Annotated in this window: 21 protein-coding genes and 1 pseudogene; 3 read left to right on the plus strand and 19 right to left on the minus strand. The window is 70.7% G+C overall.

The window, feature by feature from the left end:
* Window positions 1–182: 182 nt before the first annotated feature.
* The 9 genes from OHS18_RS11865 to OHS18_RS11905 all read right to left on the minus strand — a co-directional run bounded on the left by OHS18_RS11865 (window position 183) and on the right by OHS18_RS11905 (window position 7064).
* Window positions 183–500 carry a winged helix-turn-helix domain-containing protein gene (locus OHS18_RS11865; protein ID WP_328617018.1) on the minus strand — a complete coding sequence of 106 codons (318 nt, stop codon included), beginning with the start codon at window positions 498–500 and terminating at the stop codon, window positions 183–185.
* Window positions 497–988, minus strand: a complete 492-nt coding sequence (locus tag OHS18_RS11870) for a hypothetical protein (RefSeq protein ID WP_328617019.1) — start codon at window positions 986–988, stop codon at window positions 497–499. Before OHS18_RS11870 ends, OHS18_RS11865 begins: the two co-directional genes overlap by 4 nt.
* Window positions 989–1152: 164 nt before the next feature.
* Window positions 1153–1713 (minus strand): hypothetical protein, encoded by a 561-nt coding sequence (locus OHS18_RS11875; RefSeq protein WP_328617020.1) that lies wholly within the window; start codon window positions 1711–1713, stop codon window positions 1153–1155.
* Between the two features lie 133 nt (window positions 1714–1846).
* A complete protein-coding gene (locus tag OHS18_RS11880) occupies window positions 1847–2578 on the minus strand; it encodes an anti-sigma factor (RefSeq protein ID WP_328617021.1) in 732 nt (243 codons plus the stop codon).
* Window positions 2559–3203, minus strand: a complete 645-nt coding sequence (locus OHS18_RS11885; protein ID WP_328453021.1) for an RNA polymerase sigma factor — start codon at window positions 3201–3203, stop codon at window positions 2559–2561. Before OHS18_RS11885 ends, OHS18_RS11880 begins: the two co-directional genes overlap by 20 nt.
* 213 nt (window positions 3204–3416) lie before the next feature.
* A complete protein-coding gene (locus OHS18_RS11890; protein ID WP_328617022.1) occupies window positions 3417–3890 on the minus strand; it encodes a hypothetical protein in 474 nt (157 codons plus the stop codon).
* Window positions 3887–4516, minus strand: coding sequence for a TetR/AcrR family transcriptional regulator (locus OHS18_RS11895; RefSeq protein WP_328617023.1), 630 nt, complete (start codon window positions 4514–4516; stop codon window positions 3887–3889). Before OHS18_RS11895 ends, OHS18_RS11890 begins: the two co-directional genes overlap by 4 nt.
* A 5-nt stretch (window positions 4517–4521) precedes the next feature.
* A complete protein-coding gene (locus tag OHS18_RS11900) occupies window positions 4522–5586 on the minus strand; it encodes a 2-oxoacid:ferredoxin oxidoreductase subunit beta (RefSeq protein ID WP_328617024.1) in 1065 nt (354 codons plus the stop codon).
* Complete coding sequence (locus OHS18_RS11905) at window positions 5583–7064, minus strand: benzaldehyde dehydrogenase (RefSeq protein WP_328617025.1); 1482 nt, start codon at window positions 7062–7064, stop codon at window positions 5583–5585. The genes OHS18_RS11900 and OHS18_RS11905 overlap by 4 nt, the downstream gene beginning before the upstream one ends.
* Before the next feature lie 115 nt (window positions 7065–7179).
* On the opposite strand from OHS18_RS11905, the gene OHS18_RS11910 reads away from it, so the two are divergent.
* Both OHS18_RS11910 and OHS18_RS11915 read left to right on the plus strand, forming a co-directional pair.
* A complete protein-coding gene (locus OHS18_RS11910) occupies window positions 7180–7665 on the plus strand; it encodes a MaoC family dehydratase (RefSeq protein ID WP_328617026.1) in 486 nt (161 codons plus the stop codon).
* A complete protein-coding gene (locus tag OHS18_RS11915; protein WP_328617027.1) occupies window positions 7662–9875 on the plus strand; it encodes a CaiB/BaiF CoA-transferase family protein in 2214 nt (737 codons plus the stop codon). Before OHS18_RS11910 ends, OHS18_RS11915 begins: the two co-directional genes overlap by 4 nt.
* 1 nt (window position 9876) lies before the next feature.
* Here the strand turns inward: OHS18_RS11915 and OHS18_RS11920 are convergent, their stop codons facing one another.
* From OHS18_RS11920 to pabB, 10 genes and pseudogenes are all read right to left on the minus strand, one after another.
* Window positions 9877–10692 carry an IclR family transcriptional regulator domain-containing protein gene (locus OHS18_RS11920; protein ID WP_328617028.1) on the minus strand — a complete coding sequence of 272 codons (816 nt, stop codon included), beginning with the start codon at window positions 10690–10692 and terminating at the stop codon, window positions 9877–9879.
* A 105-nt stretch (window positions 10693–10797) separates the two neighbouring features.
* The gene (locus OHS18_RS11925; protein ID WP_328617029.1) at window positions 10798–12144 is read right to left on the minus strand and encodes an aldehyde dehydrogenase family protein; all 1347 of its coding nucleotides are present in this window, start codon (window positions 12142–12144) and stop codon (window positions 10798–10800) included.
* Window positions 12144–13247: a phenazine antibiotic biosynthesis protein gene (locus OHS18_RS11930; RefSeq protein ID WP_328617030.1), complete on the minus strand. Its 1104-nt coding sequence runs from the start codon at window positions 13245–13247 to the stop codon at window positions 12144–12146. Before OHS18_RS11930 ends, OHS18_RS11925 begins: the two co-directional genes overlap by 1 nt.
* Before the next feature lie 100 nt (window positions 13248–13347).
* Window positions 13348–13845, minus strand: a pseudogene (locus OHS18_RS11935) (MarR family winged helix-turn-helix transcriptional regulator); the annotation flags it as partial.
* Window positions 13842–15215 (minus strand): class II 3-deoxy-7-phosphoheptulonate synthase, encoded by a 1374-nt coding sequence (locus OHS18_RS11940; protein ID WP_328617031.1) that lies wholly within the window; start codon window positions 15213–15215, stop codon window positions 13842–13844. The gene OHS18_RS11940 and the pseudogene OHS18_RS11935, both read right to left, overlap by 4 nt.
* A complete protein-coding gene (locus OHS18_RS11945) occupies window positions 15212–16312 on the minus strand; it encodes a Glu/Leu/Phe/Val family dehydrogenase (protein ID WP_328617032.1) in 1101 nt (366 codons plus the stop codon). Before OHS18_RS11945 ends, OHS18_RS11940 begins: the two co-directional genes overlap by 4 nt.
* Window positions 16309–17451, minus strand: coding sequence for an acyl-CoA dehydrogenase family protein (locus tag OHS18_RS11950; RefSeq protein WP_328617033.1), 1143 nt, complete (start codon window positions 17449–17451; stop codon window positions 16309–16311). The genes OHS18_RS11945 and OHS18_RS11950 overlap by 4 nt, the downstream gene beginning before the upstream one ends.
* The gene (locus tag OHS18_RS11955) at window positions 17435–18397 is read right to left on the minus strand and encodes a diiron oxygenase (protein WP_328617034.1); all 963 of its coding nucleotides are present in this window, start codon (window positions 18395–18397) and stop codon (window positions 17435–17437) included. The genes OHS18_RS11950 and OHS18_RS11955 overlap by 17 nt, the downstream gene beginning before the upstream one ends.
* Entirely contained in the window at window positions 18375–19181 is an 807-nt protein-coding gene (locus tag OHS18_RS11960; RefSeq protein ID WP_328617035.1) for an aminotransferase class IV, read from the minus strand. The genes OHS18_RS11955 and OHS18_RS11960 overlap by 23 nt, the downstream gene beginning before the upstream one ends.
* Window positions 19178–21274, minus strand: a complete 2097-nt coding sequence (gene pabB, locus OHS18_RS11965; RefSeq protein ID WP_328617036.1) for an aminodeoxychorismate synthase component I — start codon at window positions 21272–21274, stop codon at window positions 19178–19180. Before pabB ends, OHS18_RS11960 begins: the two co-directional genes overlap by 4 nt.
* Window positions 21275–21864: 590 nt before the next feature.
* Between pabB and OHS18_RS11970 the strand changes: the two genes are divergently transcribed.
* The gene (locus tag OHS18_RS11970) at window positions 21865–22710 is read left to right on the plus strand and encodes a helix-turn-helix transcriptional regulator (RefSeq protein WP_328617037.1); all 846 of its coding nucleotides are present in this window, start codon (window positions 21865–21867) and stop codon (window positions 22708–22710) included.
* Window positions 22711–23505 lie beyond the last annotated feature (795 nt).

A 23505-nucleotide genomic window follows, 5' to 3' on the forward strand; every position in this document is an offset into this window, starting at 1 on the left:
GGGGTCCCTCGGCTTGGAACCGATGCTGCGACAGAGCCCTGTCAGCGCCGCCGCCGAGGTCGACTTCGAAGCGCACTTACCTCAGCGGGGCCTCCGCTGAAAACTGAAGCCGGTCAGCCGCGTCGGCACCTTCGGCAGCAGCACCTGACCGCCCTCGACGGTGGCCCGCGAGCCGGCAACAGCTATCCGGACTGCGGGCTGCGGGTCCGCTCCACGATCATCCGCAGCGCCTCGACATGCCCGAGGAATCGCTGCCGCCCCTCCCCCGTGGCCTGCACCGAAGTCTTCGGCACCCGCCCGGCGTACGTCCGCTGCTGCTCGACGTATCCGTCCTTCTTCAGCGTGGCCAGCTGTTTGGACAGCGCGGAGTCCGACAGGGACACCGCGTCCCGCAGAAACGCGAAATCGCACCACTGCGCCGCGCACAGCACCGACATGATCGCCAGCCGCGTCGGATCCGACAGCAGCCGGTCCAGCCCGGACGGTGGTGGAGCCGTCATACGTTCTGCCGCCGCTGGGCCACCGCGAGCAGCAGCTGCGACAGCGCGAACAGGCCGGTGAACGCGGCGCCGTAGAGCACCCCGCCGACTGTGTTGGGACACCCGGGCAGTCCCACGGCGTTGGCGAGATCGTGGGTGACCTCGCTGCCGTAACGGGAGATCAGCCACGCGCCGAGACCCGCGAGGAACGCCACGACGCCGAAGACCCACGGGACGAACGACTGACGGCGCTGCACACCGCGCACCCTACCCAGCGGCGCCGGACCGTTCACGCGACTGGTCACGAACACCACGGCCAGCACCACCAGAACCAGAACGGCGACGAGTTTCGCGCCGCTGAGACTGATGACGTCGTTGAGTGCCATCCCCCCGGCGGCCAGCACGAAGACCGCGGCGTAGACCCACCACGGCAGGCGTGCCGCCCGCCGGGTCCGGTCCTGGTGCGCCCGAACCGTGGCCAGGGCTTCCGCTGCTCGCTGCTCGTCCATGACTACTCCTCCGTCGACTACTTGCCTACTTGGAAAGTACTCACTTCTTTCCGGATAGGCAAGTAGTCGGCGGAACGCTTGCGCTGCCCGCCGCACGCCTTTGCGCTGCAGGCTCGCCGGGGTGGCCGGTGGCGCGCCGGCCACCCCGGCGAACGACTGACTGGCTACTTGCGGATCATCGGGTTCCCGTAGCCGATCACCAATCCCTGGGTGAACGCCGTGACCCCGAAGGTCTTGTTCAGCAGGGCCGCCGCCGGCGCGGTGAGCGCCAGGGTGACGCCATCGGGTGTGGCCGCGCCGATGGTGAACAGATCAGCCCGGGCCCCGAAGTTGATCCGGCCACTGAGGACACCGCGCTCGAGGTCGATCGTGTAGCTGGTCAGGTACAGGCATTTGCCGCCGGCGCGGAGCAGCAGGCCGCCGACGTGTTCGATCGTCCCGTCGTTCGGGTTGCCGACGATCGTGAACCCGAACACGGTCTTGCCCGCGGGGTGGCCGACCTTGGCCAGCACCGGCGCCACCTTCACACCCAGCGACGTGAGCGCACCGGCGGCCGCGGCATCGAGCGTCAGGTCGGTGCGGCCTTTGCCGAAGTGATACCAGTGGTGGTGCGAGACGGTGTGGGCCGCGGCGCTCACGGGCTGGGCCGCCTGGGCCGGTGCGGCGGTGGCCCCGGCCAGGGCCGCAGCGGCGGCGATGGACACCCCGAGCATGCGAAGGCGCATGAGATGACTCCGTTCTCGTTGCTTCCTGGACACGGGGGATACGCAGGAAGGGGATCGAACGGATGCAGCGCACGCAAGAGAACCGGCGGCAGTTCCGGACCGGCCGGACGCCGTCCACGACAGACCCTGACGGTCAGCTGCCGAAGGTGCCCTGAAGCATGCTCACGCCGTGCTCTTGCTGCCCGAGGTGCTGCGCCGAGACGTCGACGACGGGATAGCTGTCGACGGCGATGGTGGGAGGGATGAACACATCGGCCGCGGTGCCGGCGGTCACGCCCAGCGGGATCATGGTCTTGCCACCGTCGTAGAGCCAGATCTCGTACAGGCCCGCGGGGTCGGGCATGCCCGTCAGCTGGACCTTGAGCCGCCGTGAGCCCGCGCCCGTGTCGACGATCCGGGCGGTCCCGGCCGCACCGGCGGGTGCGGAAGCCTGACGGTTCAACTGGGCTTCCGCGACGACCCGGCCATGCTCGCCACCGGCGTTGACCGCCACCAGGGTGCCGGCCACTCCGGCCGCCGCGGCGGCGGTCGCGATGATCGTGTACCGGACCCCGCGGGAAAGCCGCCGCCTGCCCGCCTGCTCACCGCTCCGGCGCTGCAGGGAGAGCACCTGACCGCCATCGCCGGTCGGCGACGTGCGAGTCGCTTGGCCCGTTTCAGCCGCGATCCGGTCCCACACGCGTTCCGGGACCGGCGGCAGTACGGTTTCCGCGTTCGTCTCGCGGCCGAGACCGGCGATCGTGCGCAACGATTCGAGTTGTTCACGGCAGTCGGCGCAGGTGCTGAGGTGGGTGGTGTCCGCCGGACCGGGCGTTGCGTCGTCAAGGGCGAGCAGCACGAGGCGATCAGGATCCGGATGCGACATCGTTCACCTCCTCCGGCACGCGGTCCAGCTGGGAACGCAGGTTCTGCATCCCCCGGCGGAGATGACTCTTCACCGTGCCCAGCGGCAGCCCGGTTCGCTCGGCTATCTGCGTGTGGGTCAGATCATCATAGAAGGCCAGGCGCAGGACCTCGCTCTGCGTTTCCGGCAGCCGCGTCAGCCCGTCGGCGACGACCAGCCGGTCCAGCACGCGGTCCGGTGATTCGACTGCGGCCTCTTCCGCGGGTGCGGCAGCGGCCGCCGCGTCGTTGTCGCGCTGGTGGCGACCTCGCGCGCGCAGCAGGTCGACCACGCGCCGCCGGGTGATTCCCAGCAGCCAGGCGAGCAACCCGGCCTTCTCCGGATCGTAGGTGTGCCGACCGTTCCACGCGGACACGAAGGTGGCCTGTACGACGTCGTCGACGTCGGCCGAGTCGCGCAGGCTGGCTCGGGCCAGCCGCTGTACCGCAGGCCCGTACCGATCGAACACCGCACGCAACACCTGCGGCTCGCCGGCGGCGAACAGCCCGGCGAGATCGTCGGCGGTGTCGCTCGTCGCGCCATCATCGGACACGGCCGACACCCTAGCCGCAGGCGACGGCGAGCCGACACCCTCGGTCATCAGCATCGTCGTCTCCCCCGGTGCTTCCGGCAGTCCTGAGGCGGACGGACGCCGCCGAACAGTGCTACGTCGGCCGGCGTCGTCGCGGATGCAGGGATCACGGATTTCGGGAAAAGGTCCGGCAGCGCATCCGCCGAGCCGGTCCCGGACGAATCGACGAGCGCCCAAGCGCCGGCTCGAAGGAGCCGGCGACGCCGTTGCGCTCCTGAGCTGCCAACGCTACGAGATCGCCACCACGCACCGGCAGGCACCGGCGGCGTGGTTGACCCGGACCGGGTCTGCCGGGGAAAACTCCTCGCGGGCCTCGCCGCCGAAATCGATCCGGATGGCGTCGGGCGAAGACGGATCGAGCACCGTTCCACGCCGCACCCGGCGGCGGCCGTTCACCGGGTCGGGCTCACCGAACACCAGCACCCGGTCGCCCGGGGTGAAATGGTTCCAGTACCCACCCTCGAGAGTGCGCCAGGCGGCCGCGAACGCCTGCTGGACCGCGGTGAAGTCCGCTCTCAGCGCCGCCGCCAACCGCAGCAGCACCGTCTTCGACGGCGGCGCGATCGGATGACCGGTCTCCTCCGGCGTAACCCATGACTGCAAGTACAGGGCGGGCATGCCCGCGCTGTCGGAGATCGACTGCACGGACCACCCCGGCCGGTAGCACTCGAACAGCTCGGCGATGCGCGACTCGGACTTCACGGCTCCTCCTGACAACCCGGCGATTTGACCCCGGACGCGGATCGGATCAGCGCCCGGGCGGTTCTCGTGGACCTGCCGACGACGTCGTCGGCCGTGCCGGCCGGATGCAGCCGGAGCCGGCCGTGGAACAGTGACGCGAAGCCGTTGGCCTGCGCCACGAGCTGCTCCAGCAACGACCTGGCCGGACCCTTTCCCGGCACCACCCGCCGGCACCGGGCCAAGGAGTCCGTCAGGAGCCGACGCCGTTGGCTGATCAGGGCCGGTGCCTCGCGCACATCGAGTTCCGGCGAAAAGATGACGTGGAAGTCCACCCGCCGCTCGATCACGAACCTGGTGTACGCGCCGGTGGAGGCGACCAGCATCTCGACCGGGTCCGACTCCTCCGCCACCGCGAGCGTGATGCCCGCCCGCAACGCCGTGGTCGCTTCGCCGGCGACCGCGGCGAGCAGTTCGGCCCGCCCGCCGAAATGCCGGTAAGGCGCAGCGGAGGAAACGCGCAGCACCTTCGCCACCTTGGCCACGGAGAAGTCCTGCGGCCCGTCGGCGGCGATGAGGTCGAGCGAGGCGCGCACCAGATCCGCGCGCAGGTCGCCGTCGTAGCGCGCAGGCGCCGGGTTGCTCGTCACGCGGTTCACGCGATGGTCCAGGTGTCGTTGCCGCGCAGCAGGCCCTGCAGGTCCGGCTTGCGGGCCGCGCGGGCCTGCTCGACCTGGGCACGGGCACCGTCGTCGTAGGTCGGGCGCTCGACCTGGCGCAGGATGCCGGTCGGAACGTGGTTCAAGCTCTGATCACCGAGACGCGACAACGCGAACGCATACGACGTGTCGATGATCGCCGGGTCGTGCACGACGATGTTGTCCTCGCCGATGTCGGCGACCTTCGCGACGTCCAAGCCACCCCAGTCGCCGCGCTTGACACCGAACTCCTGGTTCGGGCCGAACCGGATCGGCTCACCCGCCCGCAGCGGGATCAGCCGGGACGCGGCCTCGTCGGCGTCCTTGAGAACGTCGAACGCGCCGTCGTTGAAGATCGGGCAGTTCTGGTAGATCTCCACCAGCGCCGACCCGCGGTGCTCCGCCGCGGCCTGCAGGACCTCGGTGAGGCCCTTGCGGTCGGAGTCCATCGCCCGGCCCACGAACGACGCCTCGGCGCCGATCGCCAGCGACAGCGGGTTGAACGGCGTGTCCACCGACCCCATCGGCGACGACTTGGTGACCATGCCCGGCCCCGAGGTCGGCGAGTACTGGCCCTTGGTCAGCCCGTAGATCCGGTTGTTGAACAGCAGGATCTTGATGTTCACGTTGCGGCGCAACGCGTGGATCAGGTGGTTGCCGCCGATGGACAGCGCGTCGCCGTCCCCGGTGACGACCCACACCGACAGGTCCGGGCGCGTGGTCGCCAGCCCGGTCGCGATCGACGGCGCGCGGCCGTGGATCGAGTGCATGCCGTAGGTGTTGAGGTAGTACGGGAACCGCGACGAGCAGCCGATCCCGGAGACGAACACGATGTTCTCGCGTTTGAGGCCCAGTGTCGGCAGGAAGGACTGGACCGCGTTGAGCACGACGTAGTCGCCGCAGCCGGGGCACCAGCGGACCTCCTGGTCCGATTTGTAGTCCTTGGCCTTCTGCGGCTCGTCGGTGGTCGGGACGAGGTCCAGGCCACCGCGAGTCGGCAACCCCAGGTCGATCGCGGTCACTTCACGGCCTCCGCGAGGCCGATGAACGGCCCGGACAGCCGGCTCCGCGCGGTCACCCACTGGGTCTCGGTGTAGGCGTCCACGTTGTGGCGCAGGCCGCCCAGCCGCGGGCCGTTTCCGGAAACCCCCATGCCCCCGAAGGGGCTGGGCGTTTCGTCCACCACCGTCTGGTCGTTGATGTGCACCTTCCCCACCGGGATTCGCTGGGCGAGTTCGAGTGCGGCCAGCCCGTCTGTCGTGACGATGCCGAGGGACAGGCCGTACTCGCTGTCCGACGCGAGAGCGACGGCTTCCTCCGGCGACGAGAACCGCACCACCGGGGCCACCGGTCCGAAGACCTCCTGCGCGTACGCGGGAGCCGACACCGGGCCGCCGGCCAGGACGGTGGGTTCGTAGAACAGGCGGTCGTACCGGCCGCCGCAGACCAGTTCCGCGCCGGCGTCCCGGGACGCGGCGACGAGGGCGTGGACGCGATCGAGCTGGCGTTCGTCGATGATCGGGCCGAGGTCGACGTCCGCGGTGGCCGGATCGCCGACGGCGCAGCTCCCGGCCCGCTCGGCCAGCGCCGCCACGTACTCGTCGGCGATCTCCGCGGCGACGATGTGCCGCCCGGTCGCCATGCAGATCTGCCCCTGGTGGTGGAACGAGCCGAACGCCCCCGCGCCGGCCGCGCGCCGGACGTCGACACCCGGCATGACGACCAGCGCCGAGTTCCCGCCGAGCTCGAGGTGGGCACGCTTCAGGTGGGCACCGGCCAGCTGCCCGACGCTCCGGCCGGCCCGGGTGGACCCGGTGAACGCGATCACCCGGACGGCTGGATCGACGACGAGCGCCTCCCCGGTCGCCGCGTCACCCGGCAGTACCGAAAGCACGCCCGGCGGGAGCCCGGCCGCCTCGAAGATCCGCGCGAGGACCACGCCGCCGCAGACGGCCGTGCGCGGATCGGGTTTGAGGACGACCGCGTTGCCCAGGGCCAGCGCGGGCGCGACGGACCGGATCGAGAGGATCACCGGGAAGTTGAACGGGGCGATCACGCCCACCACCCCGACGGGGACCTGCCGCGAGAAGCTCAGGCGCGGCGACTGGGTGCGGAGCACCTCGCCGACCGGATGGGACGCGAGCGCGGCGGCCTCGTGGCATTCGTCCGCGGCCCGCTCGATCTCGGCGCGTGCTTTCGCCCGCACCGAGCCGGACTCGCGGACGATCCACTCCTCGATTTCGCCGGCGTGGCTCAGCCACAGGTCGCCGGCACGCCGCAGCACGGCGGCCCGCTGCTGGTAGCCGGCCGCCGCCCAGCCTCGTTGCGCGGCCACGGCACGGGCCGTGGCCCGCCCGACGTCCGCCGGTGTGGCCGAGCCGAGCCGGCCGAGCTCGTCGCCCGTCGCCGGTTCCCGGACCGGGATCGGCCCGCCCTCGCCGGATACCCATTCGCCGACGTAGATTTTTTCGCACCAATCGGACTCAGCCATGAAAGTCATCGCACACCACGTTCCATCAATTACGCTCGAGGAACAGTTTGCCCGAATCCGCGAAACATAACCTAGTGCCAGTTACACCACCTTCCACGGCGAGTGGTCCCCTATGGTCGGGACCATGGCTATCACCATCAACGTGGGAACCTTCACCGATCGTGTCGGCGAGCACCTCGGCTTCAGCGACTGGTTCGACTTCACCCAGCACAAGACCGACCAGTTCGCCGACCTCACCTACGACCACGGCTGGCCGCACGTGGACGTCGACCGTTCCCGGGAAAGCCCGATCGGCGGAACCGTGGCGCACGGTTTCTTCGTCCTTTCACTGTTCATGCATTTCTGGAACCAGCTGGTGGTCGTCGAGCAGAAATCGCTGCTGCTGTTCTACGGGATGAATCGAGTCCGCATCACCGCACCGGTGCCCGCCGAAGGGGGCCGGATCCGGTTGGGCCTCGAAGTGGGTTCGGTGAAGCAGACCGACGACGGTGAGCTGGTCACCTACCTCGCCACCTTCGAGCTCGAGGGCAGCGGGAAACCCGCCTGCGTGGCGGAGGTCCTGTTCCGCTATTGGCGCGAGGGCATGTTCCCCGGCAACGTCACGGTGTGAGTGATCCCGTGCTGAGCCTCGGTTTCCTCACGGTCGCGGACCTGTCCGGCACCCCGGCCGGCCGGTTCTGCGCGCGGCGGTTCGCCGACCACGGCGCGGAAGTCGTCCTCGCGGCACCGGCCGGCGGCCACCCCGGCGACCGGACCGCCGCCATGGCCGCGCACCTGGACGCGGGCAAGCGCCCGCTCGGGAACGAGCCGGTCGCCGAGCTCCTCCACCGCGCCGACGTCGTCGTCCTGCCCGATGCCGACGTGCCGGACCCGCCGGTGACCACGCGGACGATCCGCTGCCGGATCACGGAGTTCGGCCGGAACGGGCCGCGCGCCGGCTGGCGGGGCGGCGAACTCGTCCACCAGGCGCTCTCCGGTCTGGCGCACGCGACCGGCGCGGCCGACCGGCCGCCGTTGTACGGATTCGGCCACCGCGCGTACTACGCGGCCGGGGCGGCCGCCTTCGCCGCCACCATGGCCGCGGTGGTCGAACGACGGCGCTCGGGCCTGGGCCAGCTGGTCGAGGTGTCGGTCGCCGAAGTCGCGGCCACGACCAGCCCGAGCCTGATCGCGCAGTACAGCTACAACGGAACCTATCCCCGGCGGGGCACCTACCCCGGCTTGGTCGACACCTACCGGTGCCGGGACGGCTGGGTCGTCATGTTCGTCCTGAGTGGACGGTGGGCGCCCACGTGCACGGCCCTCGGGCTCGAATCACTGGTGGACGACGAGCGGTTCGCGACGCCGGAGGCGCTCAACCGCAACTGGAAGGATGCCTCCGCGCTGCTCGCGGCGAAGCTTCGCGAGCACGACGTCGCGTCCGTCGTCCGGCTCGGCGAAACCCATCGGCTGGCGGTCGAAGCGGTGTCGGATGTGTCCGCACTCCTGGCCGACAAGGAAAAGCGGGTCACCGGCTTCTGGGCCGAGGAGATCGAAGGCCTGCTGGTCTCCGGGCCACTGCGGCACCTCGAGCGGTCGTCGCCGCGGCCCGCGCTCCCCGCGCCGTCTCCCGGCCCGCGGCGACGGCCGCTCGAGGGCACGCGGGTCCTGGAGCTGACCACCGCGTGGGCCGGTCCGCTCACCGGGCGCTCACTCGGGTTCTTCGGCGCCGAGGTGATCAAGGTCGAGTCCCGCCGCACCATCGACTCCTGGCGCGGCGCTCTGCGCGGTGGTGATGTCCGGCGCTACCCGGACCTGACGCACGGCGAGCGGCCGTACAACCGCAGCTCGTGGTTCAACACCGAGAACAGCGACAAGCTGTCCGTCGAGCTGGACCTCAAGGACCCCGGCGCGATGGCCGCGATGCGAGAACTGGTCTCGGTCAGCGACGTCGTGGTCTGCAACCTCGCGCCCGGCGCGCTGGACCGGCTGGGCCTGGGCTACCGGACCCTGAAAGACCTGAACGCCGGGATCGTGCTCCTGGAGATCACCGGGTTCGGTTCGAACAGCCCGCTGGCCTCGCACGTCGGGGTCGGCCCCACGGTCGAAGCGACGACCGGCGCGATGTCCCTGATCGGGTACGGGGACGGGGTCCCGTACAACAGCGGCAGCGCCTACCTCGACCCTGTCTCGGGTCTGCTGGCCACGGGACTGGTCCTCAGCGCCCTGGCCACCGGGCACGGTCACCACCTCGAGCTGAACCTGCGCGGGACCGGCCTGCAACTGCTCGGCGAGTACCTGCACGAGCACCCCGCCGTCCCGGCACCGCCGGGCTGCCCGCACGGGATCTTCGCGGCCGCCGGGCCGGACGAATGGGTCGCCGTCGCGGCCTACGACGACGACCAGTGGACGTGTCTCTGCGCCGTCCTCGATCGCCCCGACCTCGCCGCGGACCCGGAACTGGCGACGGTGGCGGGCCGGCTTCGGCACCACGAGCGGCTCGAGACGGCCGTCACGGCGTGGAGCCGGCACCGGGACAAGCACGAGGCGGCGGACCTCCTGCAGGCGCACGGCGTCGCCGCCGCTCCGGTCTGTTCCGGCGCCGACCTCGCCGACGACCCGCACCTCGAGGCGATCGGCTTCTACCAGACCTTCGATCACCCGGAGGCCGGCGAGCACCGCTACCAGGGGCTGCCCTACCGATTGGCGGCCACCCCCGGACGGGTCCGCCGGACGGCTCCGTGCCTCGGCGCCGACACGGCCGACGTGCTGCGCCGCGTCCTGGACAAGTCCGAGAGCGAAATCAGCTCCCTGCTGTCCGGCGCCTCGCGGCCGGCGTGACTCACAGGAGCAGCGGTGCGGCCTCGCGGACGGCGGAGCGCAGCTGCTCCAGGACCGGGCCCGTCATCGCGGCGTTGTCGGTCGCGCCGATCCGGGCACCGGCGTTGACCGCCCCGATGATCTGACCGTCCCACCGGCGCAGAGGCACCGCGATCGAGTGGATGGCGGAGTCCGCCTCCTGTTCGACGTAGGAGTAGCCGTCTTCGCGGACGGCCACGACCAGCCTCAGCAGTTCCTTCTTGTCCACTGTGGAGTGCTCGGTCGGGGCGACGACCTTCACCTTCCGCAGGCGCGCACGGAGCTCGTCGTCGGGCAGTGCCGACAGCAGGACCCGGCCGAGGGCCGTGTGCCACGCCGGGAGCCGGAACCCGACACCGGCCCCGTGGTAGAAGACCTGGTGCGGGGCCGCGCGGGCGACCATCACCGCGTACTCGTCGTCGAGCACCGCGGTGCTGCACGCGAGGTCGGTTTCGCGGCAGAGCCGTTCGCACAGCGGCTGGACCACCGAGCCCGTCGGGCTGGCCGTGAGGTAGGCCGAAGCCAGCTCGAGGACGCGGACGGTCAGCATGTACTGGCGGCCCCGCAGCTCCAGGTAGCCGAGGTGCACCAGCGTCGTGAGCGACCGCCGGACGGTGGCGCGGGACAACCCCACCGCACGCCCCACTTCGGCCAGGGTCATCTGCCGACGTTCCGCGGAGAAGGCCAGCAGGACGGAGAAGCCCCGCGCCAGCGCTTCGGAGAAGTCGGCGGGATTGGCTCCGGAGGCGAGAACGCGCTCTTCCCGGCGTGCCGCGTCCTCGGGATTGAGCTTCGGCAAGAAGGAACCTCCCGGCGCTCTGGTGAACAGAAGTTCGGTAATGATACAGCCGGGAGCCGGCCGGCTCGGGGCTCACTCCCTGCGCCGGCCGGCTCCGCGGGTGCGTCAGTCCCGCACCACGCCCTTGGTCCGCATCAGGAACTCGGCGAGGAACCCGTCGTGCGGGACGTGCGGGCGCATCCAGTGGGTCGGGTGCTCCCCCACGTACACGTTGCTGATCGACGGCTCGACGACCAGCCGGTCCACCAGCGCCTCGTCCTCGGTGAAGGCCGTGATGACCAGCGTGTCGCGCAGCGGCGCGACCCCGTCGCCCGGCGACCACGGGGCCACCCACACGCACGGAAAGCCCATCTCGACCCGGGTCTGCTCGGCGTCAGCCCGATCCAGGACGAACACGGCCGGACGCAGGACGGCGCTGCCGTCACCCAGGTCCTCGACCCCGCCGGTCAGGGCCGTCGCGCCGCGCGCGGCCGCCTTCACCGCGCGGTCGATCCCCTGCGCCGCGGCCAGCCGCAGCACCGGGAGCCGGGCCGCCTCGTCGTCCGGTGCGACGCTCGGCAGCGCGGCCAGCCGCTCGGCGATGGCCTCGGCGACCGGGGCCGGATCCCCCGCGACGAAGACCGCCGTGGTGTTCACGCAGGCCATCCCGGCCTCCGAGCTGATCGAACTGACCACCGTGTCCAGGTGCGTATCGCCGTCGGCCAGCAGGATCTTCGACCGGCCCGGCCCCTGGGGCAGCACCTTGGTGCTGCCGGCGTACTTGGTGACGACGTCGTCCCCGCCGTAGACCATCGCCAGGTCGGCGCCGGCGATCACCTCGTCGGCCACGGCGTGGTCCGTCGGCAGGTAGACGACCTGGTCGTCGCCGAAGCCGGCGGCGCGCAACGCCGAGATCAACCGGTGGGCGGTGAACGGCTCCCGGCGCGAGGGGCGGACGGCGACCCGGTATCCCAGCGCGAGGGCCTCCAGCCACACCGCGTGGATGCCCGGGTGGTTGCCGGCCGCGTGCACCGCGAAGACGTCACCGCGGCGGGCCCACAGCGCGTGCCCCTGCCGGACGACCGGGTCCCGCCACGACGTGACGGCACCGAGCGGCCGCGCGTGCTCGACCGTCTTCGTCGCGTCCGCCGCGGCCGACGCGACAACCGAGGCGGCCGCCCGGACGTAGGTGACCGGCATCCCCGACACCCGGCTGACCGTGCCCAGGTACTCCTCGTGGGTGAGCCCGCCGATGGTGCTGTCGGTGAAGATCGACGCCGCCTTGGCCAACGCCGCCGCGCGCTCGTCGACCGGCAGCGGCTCGGCCTTGCGCAGGGCCGTCATCGCGCGCTGGACGAACAGCCGCGGCACCAGGCTGAGCTCGGCCACCACCGTGCCGGTCACGTCGGGCACGTCCTGCCGGTTGCGGGCGGCGAAGGGCCCCTTCGGGCCGAGCGCTTCGAGCAACCGCATCAGTACACGCCCTCGATGACGGTCTCGTCCTCGAAGGTCTCGACCGGGCCGATCGCGGCGACCGAGTCACCCGGGTGGCCTTCGGGCGCCTCCAGCCGCGTCGCCATGTCGCGCTCGAGGTTGTTGGGCAGCAGCATGCCCTTGCTGACGTGGTTCATCACGACCTGGCCGCGCTCGCCGTACTCGACCGGCTTCCCGGTGGCCGGGTCGATCACCGAGAACGACACGAACGGCGCGAACGTGTCGAACACACAGTCGTCCTCGCCGAGACCCTGGCGCTCGACCGTGCCGCACAGGATCATCGTGCTGCCGTAGGAGCCCTGGAGCTTGGCCCCGGGGAAGATCTCGGTGCGGAACAGGTGCCGGGTGTCGGCGTCCATGTGCGCGCCGCCCCACTGGATGAACTGCACCTTCTCGTTGATGATGTCGACGAGCTCGTCGTTGCGGCTGATCCGCTCCAGCAGCGGCGGGGTGGCCACGAGCACGCCGACCTCCTGCGTGCGCAGGATGAACTCCGCCTGGCCGATGAGGTGCTCGGCGTACCGGCCGGCTTCGTCGGCGCGGCCCTGCGCGATGCACTTCTTCACCCAGCGCGGATCCATGTCCACGGTGAACAGCGTGCCCCGGTTGCGCTGGGCCCAGTGCTGCATCACGGTGCCGTAGATGTGCGGACCGGTCGGCATCACGGCGAGGATGTTCGTGTCCGCCGGGCAGCCGCGCGCGGCCATCTGCTCGGTCCAGAACGCGACCCAGCGGTCCATCCAGTCGGCCATGCAGACCACGCGCTTGGGCGCGCCGGTCGTCCCGCCGCTCTCGTAGACGCCGAACGGCCGGGCGTCCGCGCCGTAGCCCCGCGGGACCAGGTCCCGCACCGGCACGTCACGCAGCTCGTTGACGGTGTTGGGGAACAGCGTCAGGTCCGCGACGCCGTGTACGTCCTTGCGCGGGTCGAATTCGAGGGTCTTGGCCTTCTCCAGCCAGTACGGCGACCCCGTCTCCGGGCCGAAGTGCCACTGCATCGCGGCCCGGACGAACTCGTCGGCGGCCGGCGCCTGATCGGCGGGGTGGTCCAGGATCTCGGTCACATCAACAGCGAGCGACATTGCGCCTTCCTAGGGTTTCTTCTTCTTGCGGGGCTTCTTCTTGTGGGACTTCTTCTTGTGGGACTTCTTCTTGTGGGGCTTCGTCGACGGCCCGCGGGCCGAAGTCGCCGGCGGCCCGGCGGACCTTGGTGAGCAGGTCGGTCAGCGTCCGGGTCTGGGCCGGGGTGAGCCCGGTGAGGCCGAAGCGGACGCGGACGACGGCGGTCGTGGCGGCGGTGAGCACCCGGTGCCCGGCCGTGGTCAGCTCGACCAGCGTCGTGCGCCGGTCGTCCGGGTGCCGGACGCGCCGCACCAGGTCGTCGGTCTCCAGCCGGTCGACGATGTTGGTCACGCTCGTCGGGTGCAGCTGCAGCCGCCGTCCCATGACCGACATCGCCAGCTGCCCGGTGCGGGCGAACGACAGCAGCACCAGCGCCTCGTACCGGGCGAAGGTGAGGCCGTGGCCGGCCAGTGCCGCGTCCGTCTCCCGCTGGAAGATCTGCTGGACGCGCATGACGCTGGTGACCGCGGCCATGGCCGTCGGGTCGCCGATCCGGGCGCCCCAGTGGTCCGCGGCCCGGGCGATGGGGTCGAAGGGCAGCGGGACGGCGGGGCTCACCACGGTGTCCGCCGGCGTCCGGGGGCCGCGTCCGGGTTGATCATCTCGGCCACCAGGAACGCGAGGTCGAGGGCCTGGCTGCGGTTGAGCCGTGGATCGCAGGCGGATTCGTAGCTCTTCGGCAGGTCGTCGAACCCGAGCTCCGCGCCACCGCCGAGGCATTCGGTCACCTCGTCGCCGGTGAGCTCGACGTGGATGCCGCCGGGATGCGTGCCGAGCGCCTTGTGGACCTCGAAGAAGCCCGAGACCTCGTCGAGGATGTCGCTGAACCGCCGGGTCTTGTGCCCGCTCGGCGCCTCGAAGGTGTTGCCGTGCATGGGATCGCACGTCCACACCACCTCGGCACCCGAGGCGGTCACCTTCTCCACGAGGTCCGGCAGCCGGTCGCGGATCCGCCCGGCGCCCATGCGGACGATGAACGTCAGGCGCCCCGGCCGCCGCTGCGGGTCGAGCCGGTCGATCAGCTCGAGGGCCGTGTCGGGCGTCGTGGCCGGGCCGAGCTTGACGCCGATCGGGTTGTCGATCGTCGAGAAGTAGGCGACGTGCGCGCCTTCGACGTCCCGGGTCCGCTCGCCGATCCAGAGCATGTGCCCGCTGCCGGCGTAGGTCCGGCCGGTGCGCTCGTCGCGCCGGGTCAGCGCCTTCTCGTAGTCGAGCAGCAGGCCCTCGTGGCTGGCGAACAACCGCGTGGTGTGCAGCTCGGCCGGGTCGACGCCCCAGGCGTGCATGAACGACATGGCCTGGTCGATCCGCCGGGCGAGCTGGTCGTAACTCTGCCCGGCCGGGGACCGGGACACGAAGTCGCGGTTCCACTCGTGCACCCGCGCCAGGTCCGCGCTGCCGTCGAAGGCGAAGGAGCGCAACGCGCCGAGCGTCTCCCCCGAGCAGTCGTACATCCGCCGCAGGCGCCGTGGGTCCGGTGTCCGCTCGGCTTCGGTGAACGCGAAGCCGTTGACCGCGTCGCCGCGGTACGCCGGCAGGGTCACCCCGTGCCGGGTCTCGGTGGACTTGGACCGGGGCTTGGCGTACTGCCCGGCGATCCGGCCCACCTTGACCACCGGCGACGCGGCCGCGTAGGTCAGCACGACGGCCATCTGCAGCAGCAGCTGCAGCTTCAGGTGGACGTCCCGGGCGGACGTGCCGCCGAAGCGCTCGGCACAGTCCCCGCCCTGGAGCAGGAACGCCTCGCCCCTCGCGACCGCGGCGAGCCGGTCGGTGAGCTGGTCGCACTCCTGCCCGGTCACCAGGGCCGGTGCCCGGCCGAGGTCGTCGAGGACGTCCGCGAGCGAGGCGGTGTCGGGCCAGTCGGGTTGCTGCAGCGCCTCCCGGGGCGCGCGTTCGGGTTCGGTGAGCTCGAGGAACTTGGTCACCGTGCGCTCCCCACCGGCGTGGCCAGGCGGGCCCGCAGTGAACGAACCGCGCCGACCTCCCGGATCCGCTGCTCGGCGAGGAGGTCAGCGGCGGTCACCGGGGGCACCGCCCGCTCATCGGCCACCTCGAAGATCCGCCGCGCCGTATCGCGCACGCCGCGCACCCGCGCTTCGGCCCGGGCGAAGTCGAACCCGCCGATCTCGTCGGCGACCTGGACCAATCCGCCGGAGTTGACCAGGTAGTCGGGCGCGTAGAGGATCCCGCGGTCGTGCAGCTGCTTCGCCACTCCGTCGTCGGCGAGCTGGTTGTTGGCCGCGCCGCAGACGACGGCGACCGAAAGCGATTCGACGAGCTCCGGGGTCAGCACCCCGCCGAGCCCGCACGGCGTGTAGACGTCGAGGTCGGCCGCGGTCAGTTCGGCCCGGCCCGACACGACTTCGATGTCCGGGTGCTTCGCCTGGACCCGGCCCAGCGCTTCGGTGTCCACATCGGACACCACGACCGTGGCCCCGTTCTCGGCGAGCAGGTCGACCAGCCGCGACCCGACCTTGCCGACGCCTTCGACGCCGACCCGGCGGCCGTAGAGGCCCGCATTGCCCCAGCGGTGCTCGGCCGCGGCGAACAGTCCCTGCAGCACACCGAAAGCCGTGAGGATCGACGAGTCCCCGGCGCCGCCGAACTCGACCGATCGGCCGGTGACGTGGTCGCACTCCCGCGCCACGACGTCCATGTCCGCCGGGAAGGTGCCGACGTCGCAGGCCGTGATGTAGCGCCCGCCGAGGCTGGCGACGAAGGCGCCGTAAGCGCGCAGGAGCGCCTCCGACTTGTCCTCGGCCGGATCGCCGATGATGACGGCCTTGCCGCCGCCGAGGTCGAGCCCGGCGAGTGCGCTCTTGTAGGCCATCCCCCGGGAGAGGGCCAGCACGTCGGCGAGGGCGGCCTCTTCGGATTCGTAGGGGTAGAAGCGGGTTCCCCCGAGTGCCGGCCCGAGCGCCGTCGAATAGACGGCGATGATGGCCTTGAGGCCACTGCGGGCGTCCTGGCAGAAGACGACCTGTTCGTGCTCGGAGCCGCCGTCGAACAGCTGGGTCCTCATCGTGTTCCTCCTCGGAGTGTCCGGGCCACGATCAGCCGCATGATCTCGTTGGTGCCCTCGAGGATCTGGTGCACACGCAGGTCCCGGACGATCTTCTCGATGCCGTACTCGGCCAGGTAGCCGTAACCGCCGTGGAGCTGGAGGGCGCGGTTGGCCACCTCGAACCCCGCGTCGGTGGCGACGCGCTTGGCCATGGCGCACAGCCGCAGGGCGTCCGCCTCGTCGTCGTCGAGCGCCTGCGCAGCCCGCCACAGCAGGGACCGGGCGGCCTCGAGCTCGGTCGCCATGTCCGCCAGCTGGAACTGCAGCGCCTGCGACTCGATCAGCGGGTGCCCGAACGCGGTCCGGTCCCCCAGGTACGTGACGGTGCGGCGGAGTGCTTCGGACGCGCCGCCCAGCGAGCACGCCCCGATGTTGAGCCGGCCGCCGTTGAGCCCGCTCAGCGCGATCCGGAACCCCGCGCCTTCCGGGCCGAGCCGGCAGCTCACCGGCACCCGGACCTCGTCGAGGACCACCTGCCGGGTCGGCTGCGCTCGCCAGCCCATCTTCCGTTCCTCGGGCCCGAAGGACAGGCCCGGGCTGTCGCGTTCGACGAGCAGAGCGGAGATCCCGCCGGGACCGGGGGCGCCGGTGCGCGCCATCACCAGGTAGACATCGGACGTACCGGCCCCGGAGATGAACTGCTTGGTCCCGCTCACGACGTAGCTGTCGCCGTCACGGCGGGCGGACGTGCGGATCGCCGCCGCGTCCGAGCCGGCGCCCGGCTCGGTGAGGCAGTAGCTGGACAGGTACTGCAGCGAGCACAGGTTCGGCAGGTAGCGGTCGCGCTGCGCGTGGTCGCCGTAGGTGTCGACGACCCAGGCGACCATGTTGTGGATGGAGAGGTACGCCGCGACCGAAGGACAGCCTTCGGAGAGGCCCTCGAAGACCAGCAGTCCGTCCATTCTGGACAAGCCGCTGCCGCCGGCGTCCTCACGGACGTAGAGCCCGCCCATGCCCAGCTGCGCGGCCTTGCGCAGCACGTCCACCGGGAAGAACTGCTGCTCGTCCCACTCCACGGCATGGGGCGCGAGGTACTCGGCCGCGAACTGCTGCGCGGTCCTGGCGATCGCCAGCTGCTCGTCAGTGGGCCGGGACATCGCGCCGCTTCCTGAGCTGGGTCATCTCGACGAGCTCGTGGCTGATCCCCAGGTCGTCCAGGAGCAGCTGCAGCGGCCCGGTGTCGCGGGCCGGGGCCGGCCGGTTGCGGGCCCATTCGGCCAGGTCGTCCGGCCCGATCTCGAAGCCGCCCTCGGCCGCCACCGCCACCCAGGGGTCGAAGTCCGCCGACCGGAACGCCGTCAGGCCCTCCACGAGCGCGTCCCGGAACAGCTCCTGGCGGCCCGGTTCGAGGCCGCGGTAGAGCGAGCCGCACAGCTCGCGGAAGACCACCGCGTGCCCGCTTTCGTCGCGCCGGTGCAGATCGGTGGTGATCCGGTTCATCGGCTGGATGTCCTCGGCCGTCGCGAGCGTCGAGAGGAACCCGCTGATGGTCGTCTCGGCCGCCAGCGAGAACGCGATCTCGACCAGGTCCCGCTCGAAGCCGGACGTGCCCGCCCGGGTGTCCTCCAGGCCCCGGACCACCGACCACACCGACGGGTCGAAATCGAGCTTGTCGAGGTCCCGGCGGCGGCGGGTCACGCCGACCGCGTTGCGGCACATCAGGATGTGGTAGTGCTCGTCGATGATCGTCTGGTGCAGGGCCGAGACCGCGACGTCGTCGCCGCGCACCGGCAGCCGCCCGGTCAGCATGAGCCGGCAGGCCGGCAGGATGATCTCGTCCTCGATGGCCGCGGTCTTGGCGTTGTAGGAGATCCAGGAAGCGGACAGGATCCGTTCCCGGGCGTCGCGGTCGAGCCGCTCCGCCCCCGGGAGGTGCAGCACGGGCACGAGGTGCTCCGGGAAGTCCGGCATGCCCGGCTCGAAGTGACCGTCGAGGTCGAGCTCGTCCTTCTTGACCGCGACCCGGCGACCCCACCGCCGGGCGAGCTGGCCGAGCAGGTCACGTTCGAAGCCCGGTCGATCAGTGGTGGACTCGGTGCGCATCGGTTCCGCTCCTTTCGATCAGGGGAACAGCCAGGTCGTCCAGGTACGACTGCCACCGCCCCGGCTGTTTCACCGGTGGGTCGTCGGTCAGGCCCGCCCAGCCGGTGACCGGCCGGACGCCGTGCAGCGCGTTGAGGGTCCAGACCGGCACGTCGACCAGGTCCTCCGGCACGGCCGCTTCTTCGGACACCGGCGTCCCGGTCGCGACGGCCGCGGCGACCAGCAGCCGCCGCGTCACACTGGGCAGGACGGCGCGCGAGGCCGGGAGGCAGAGAGTGCCCGAGCGCCACCAGACGACGCTGGTGGTGGAGCCCTCGACCAGCTGACCGGACGCCGAGACGACAGCCGCCTCGTCGGCACCGGCGGTCACGGCGGCGGCGCGGATCTCGCCGAGCCACGCCAGGTCGGCGCCCTTGACGGTCGGCTCCCGGCGCCGGTCGGGCTCCGGGCAGACCCACAGGCGAACCGCCGCCGTCCGCTCGGGCGCCTGCCGGACCAGCAGGCGGAACTCCGGCCGTGCTCCGCCCATGACGAGCTCGACGCGGGGGAACCACCGCCCCGGCACCGGAACCGTCCGGACCACGGCGTCGAAGAACCGGCCGAGGTCGCCGGCCGCCCGGCCGCCGTGATCGCGGCAGGCGAACCGGAAGCGCTCGCGGTGTTCCGCCAGTCCGCGCGCCCGGCCGTCCTCGACGAGGAAGGAGTCGATGACGCGGACCTCGGCGGCCTGCGCCGTCGGCGTCAGCCGCGCGTGCTCGTCGTCCCAGCGCCAGGTGCTGGTCACGACGACGTTCCCCGGGAGTCCGAGGTGACCGCTCGCGCCCGGTAGGCCCGCAGCGGCGCCGCCGCCTTCAGCAGCATCTCCTCGTACTCTTCGCGGGTGTCGGAGTCGAGCACGATCGCGCCACCGGCACCGATGCTCAGCTCGTCGCCGTTGCGGACGGCCGTGCGGATCACGATGTTGAGGTCCGCCCCACCGGTCAGCCCGAAGTAGCCGAGCGTGCCCGAGTAGACGCCGCGGGCCTCCGTCTCCAGCCGGTCGATGATCTCCATCGTCCGCTGCTTCGGGGCGCCGGTCATCGAGCCACCCGGGAAGCAGTGCCGCACCGTCGCCATCGACGTGACGTCCGGTTTGAGCCGGCCGCGCACGGTCGAGACGAGCTGGTGGACCGTCTCGTAGCTCTCGACCGCCATGAACGGGTCGACGTGCACGGTGCCGATTTCGCACACCTGGCCGAGATCGTTGCGCAGCAGGTCGACGATCATGAGGTTCTCGGCCTGGGTCTTGGCGCTCGCGGCGAGCTCCGCGGCGATCTGCGCGTCGCGGACCGGGTCCGGGTGACGCGGCGCGGTGCCCTTGATCGGTTTGCTCTGCACCTGCCGGTCTCGTTCGATCTTCAGGAACCTCTCGGGCGACGAGCAGAAGACGGCGACGTCGTCCACGCGCAGGAAGGCCGAGTACGGCGCGGGGTTGACGCGCCGCAGCCTCCGGTAGAACGACGCGTCCTCCTCGGTGGACGGGACGTGCAGCTTGTTGGTCAGGCAGATCTCGTAGCTCTCGCCGCGGGTCAGCTGACGCTGGCACTCGTCGATGTCCGCTTCGTACCGGGCCTGGTCACGCACCAGGTGTTCGGCGGCGTCCGTGCCGCCGGCCGTCGGCACCTCTCCCTCCCGCTCCGCGGCAGGAGCCAGGTCCACCAGGTGTGCCGCCGTTCGGTCGAGCCACTCCACCGCGGCCTGCCGGCCGGCGGGGTCGTGGACGGCGAGCACGTAGGTGAGACCTTCCTCGTGGTCCACGGCGACGAGGCGGTCGGAGAAGATCCACGCCGCGTCCGGCGTCGGCGACGTGTGCCGGGCGTTCGCGCCGCACTCCGCCTTCAGCTCGTAGCCGAAGTACCCGACGTAACCGCCGGTGAAGTCGAACGGCAGGTTGGTCTCCGGAAGCCGGCGTTGCCGGAGGCGTTCCTCCAGGACGTCGAAGACGCTGCCGGTCGCCACCCGGACCCCGCCGGCGTCACGGATCTTGACCGCCCCGGTGCCGACCCGGTAGGTGAGCACCTCGCTGAGCGGACCGGAGTCGTCACCCAGGAAGGAAAACCGCGACAGCCCTCTCTCGACGCGACTGCTGTCGAGCCAGAAGCAGTTCGCCGAACCTTCGTACAGCGTGGAAAAGATCGTCTCGGTGTCGACGGCGGTCGGCACGACCGTGCTGATCAGGCGAAGCTCAGCGGGCCCCTCGCCGGTCCGTTCGGGCGTCCCGGACACGATCACCGGCCCCGCCGACACGGGAGCCGTCCGGCTTCGCCGGCTCAGCTCACCGAAGTTGCGGATGAGTTCGCGGCCGTGGCGCGAAGCGATCGACTCGGGGTGGAACTGCACCCCCCAGCGCGGGAGGGTCCTGTGCCGCAACGCCATCACCACGCCGTCTTCGGCTCTGGCGGTCACGACCAGCTCCGCGGGAAGCGGTTCCTGCACGCACAACGAGTGGTAACGCACGGCGACGAACTGGGCGGGTACATCGGCGAACAGGTCGTCACCGGTGTGCACGACCTTCTCCAGGTGGCCGTGCCTCGGCTCGGGCGCCGCGCCGACCGTGGCGCCGGCGACGTGCGCGATCAGCTGATGACCGAGGCAGACTCCGAGGACCGGCAGGGTGCTCCGGCGCAGGACGTCCGCGACGAGCCCGACGTCCCGCGCGTTCTGCGGCCGGCCGGGTCCGGGTGAGATGACGATGTTGTCGAAATCCTCCAGCCGCAGGCTCGCCAGCGCCGGGTCGTCGTTGACGATCACGGTCGGCTCGATCCCGTTGACCTCGGCGATCAGCTGGAAGAGGTTGAAGGTGTAGGAGTCGTGGTTGTCCAGAAGCAACGTGCGCAATCGGGGCTCCCGTGTCGGGGTCGGCACTGTCCGCGGTGGCGCAAGCCTGGATCGCCGGGGCGGAAAGACGCGGTCGTCGGTTCCGAGGTGAGGACCACGAGCACGTGCCGCGAGCGGCCCGCGGGCCGCTCGTCGTCGACGCCCTCGACCGCCGCGTTCGCGAGTGCCGCGACGTCGGCCCGTCACCGGCGGACACCGCACCCGCACGGACTGTCCGCACGACCGCCACCGGCGATCGGTGCGCGAGCCCGGGCCACGGAGTGGCTGTCCCGCCGTTGGGACCAACTTCTTGCGCCTACCCGACCATTCTTACCGTCTGGAACGCACGACAATATGGAAGAAGATATGCTGGTTGCCACAGCACCACGTTGAGGAGTCACGGCGTCGCCGCGGCCATTAGCGGCCGGGAACGGAAATGCGAAGCGAGAACGATCTTGTTCCAACAAGGGGGACACAACCCGCCCACTCGATGGATAGCCGGAGTTCACCGCCCGGCACGCCTGTCAAGTGAACGAAATGCCGGGTGTCGAATATGAGACTTTCCCGACTGGGTTGTAACAAATCGTCCACGCCGTCTAGCAGGGGGACCGATGGCTGATCAGGCACACAGGCAAGAACTCGCGGCGTTCCTGCGCGCACGCCGCCACCGCATCAAGCCCGCGGACGTCGGGATACGCAGCAGCGGCCGCCGTCGCACCCCCGGCCTGCGCCGCGAGGAGGTCTCGCAGCTCACCGGCGTCAGCGTGACCTGGTACACCTGGCTGGAGCAGGCCCGGAACATCACCGTGAGCCGGCAGGTACTCGACAGCCTGGCCAACGGACTGCAGCTCGACGAAGTCGAGCGCCGCCACATGTTCGCCCTGGCCGCCACGCCGCTGCCGGCGAGCCGCCAGACCGTCTCCCCGAGTTCAAGCCTGCGCCGGCTGGTCAACGTCCTGAGCCCGCACCCGGCCTACCTGGTCAGCCCAAGCTGGGACCTGCTGGCCTGGAACGACGCCGAAGCCGGTCTCATCGGCGATCCGGCCCGCTTCCCGGAGGACGAACGCAACATCATCCGGATGATGTTCACCGACAGTTCGCTGCGCCGCCTGCTGGTCAACTGGCGTGTCCAGGCCGCGAGCCTGATCGGCCAGTTCCGCGCGGACGCGGGCCGGAACGTCGGCGACCCGAGGTTCGACCAGCTCAGCAGCGAACTCTGCGCGACCAGTGAGGTCTTCCGGGCCATGTGGGACACCCACGACGTCGGCGGCTTCGGCTCGACCCGATGGGAGTTCGACCACCCGCGTCTCGGCCTGCTGACCGTCGACTACGTCCGCATGGCCGCCCTCGATTCACCCGAAATCCGCCTGTTCACCTGCATGCCCGCCGACGCGATCACCGCGGCGAAACTACCCGAACTGGTCGATCCGGACGTATCGCGGCAGCACGTCGGCTGACCACCTCGAGCGACCTTGCAGATCGAACAGGACGCCTCTACTCTTGACGCAAGAGACAACGTTCGTTCGGTAATCGAACACGAGAGGGCGGTGAACCCGTGGGTGGCCCGCGGTCTCCGACACGACATCCGCTTGAGATGAGCCCTCGCGTGCGAAATCAGACAATTTGCCTGAAGCGTATTTTTGGACCGGCTTCACAGCCAGGTCCACCTCTTCGCATCTCGATTTTCGAAGAGGCGAAAGCAACCGGCCCCTAAGCATTTTCGGGCAGTCGTATATTCCCCACCCGACCTGACTCGCACATCCCATTACAGAGACGCCCGGGAAGCAGATGAGGACTGTCGAAAATTTGTCCGGCGGCGATCCGTCAGGCACGCTTTCACGACTCGAACGCGTCGGAGTCCCGCTCTTTGTACGCGCTCATCGGGGTGTGCTTTGAGTGTATTCCTTCAAGGATCGACATAGCCCGATCCCGACGCACGCGCGGCTCGGAACCGGTCACCCGCCATCCGGCGTCGACGGCTCGCCGCCGACGGTTCTCGTACCGAAACCAGCAAGCCACCAACGGAAATCCGTTCAGGAGCGGGAACTTCCACGAGATCGGCCGATGACCAGGCAACATCGCCTTGGCCATCGCCAAGGCCCGTCGGCGGCACTCCGCGCAGAGCGCTCGGCTACCCTGCCGGCATCCGTCGTGCACGCCACTCGGCAGGCCTGTTGGGCCGCGCCTGCCGAGCCGTGGCCCAACGGCCCGCCGACACACCAGGCGAACGCCGCCCCTCCGGCAGCGGCCGG

Origin of the sequence: Amycolatopsis sp. NBC_00355, from assembly GCF_036104975.1 — a bacterium.
GTDB lineage: Bacteria > Actinomycetota > Actinomycetes > Mycobacteriales > Pseudonocardiaceae > Amycolatopsis.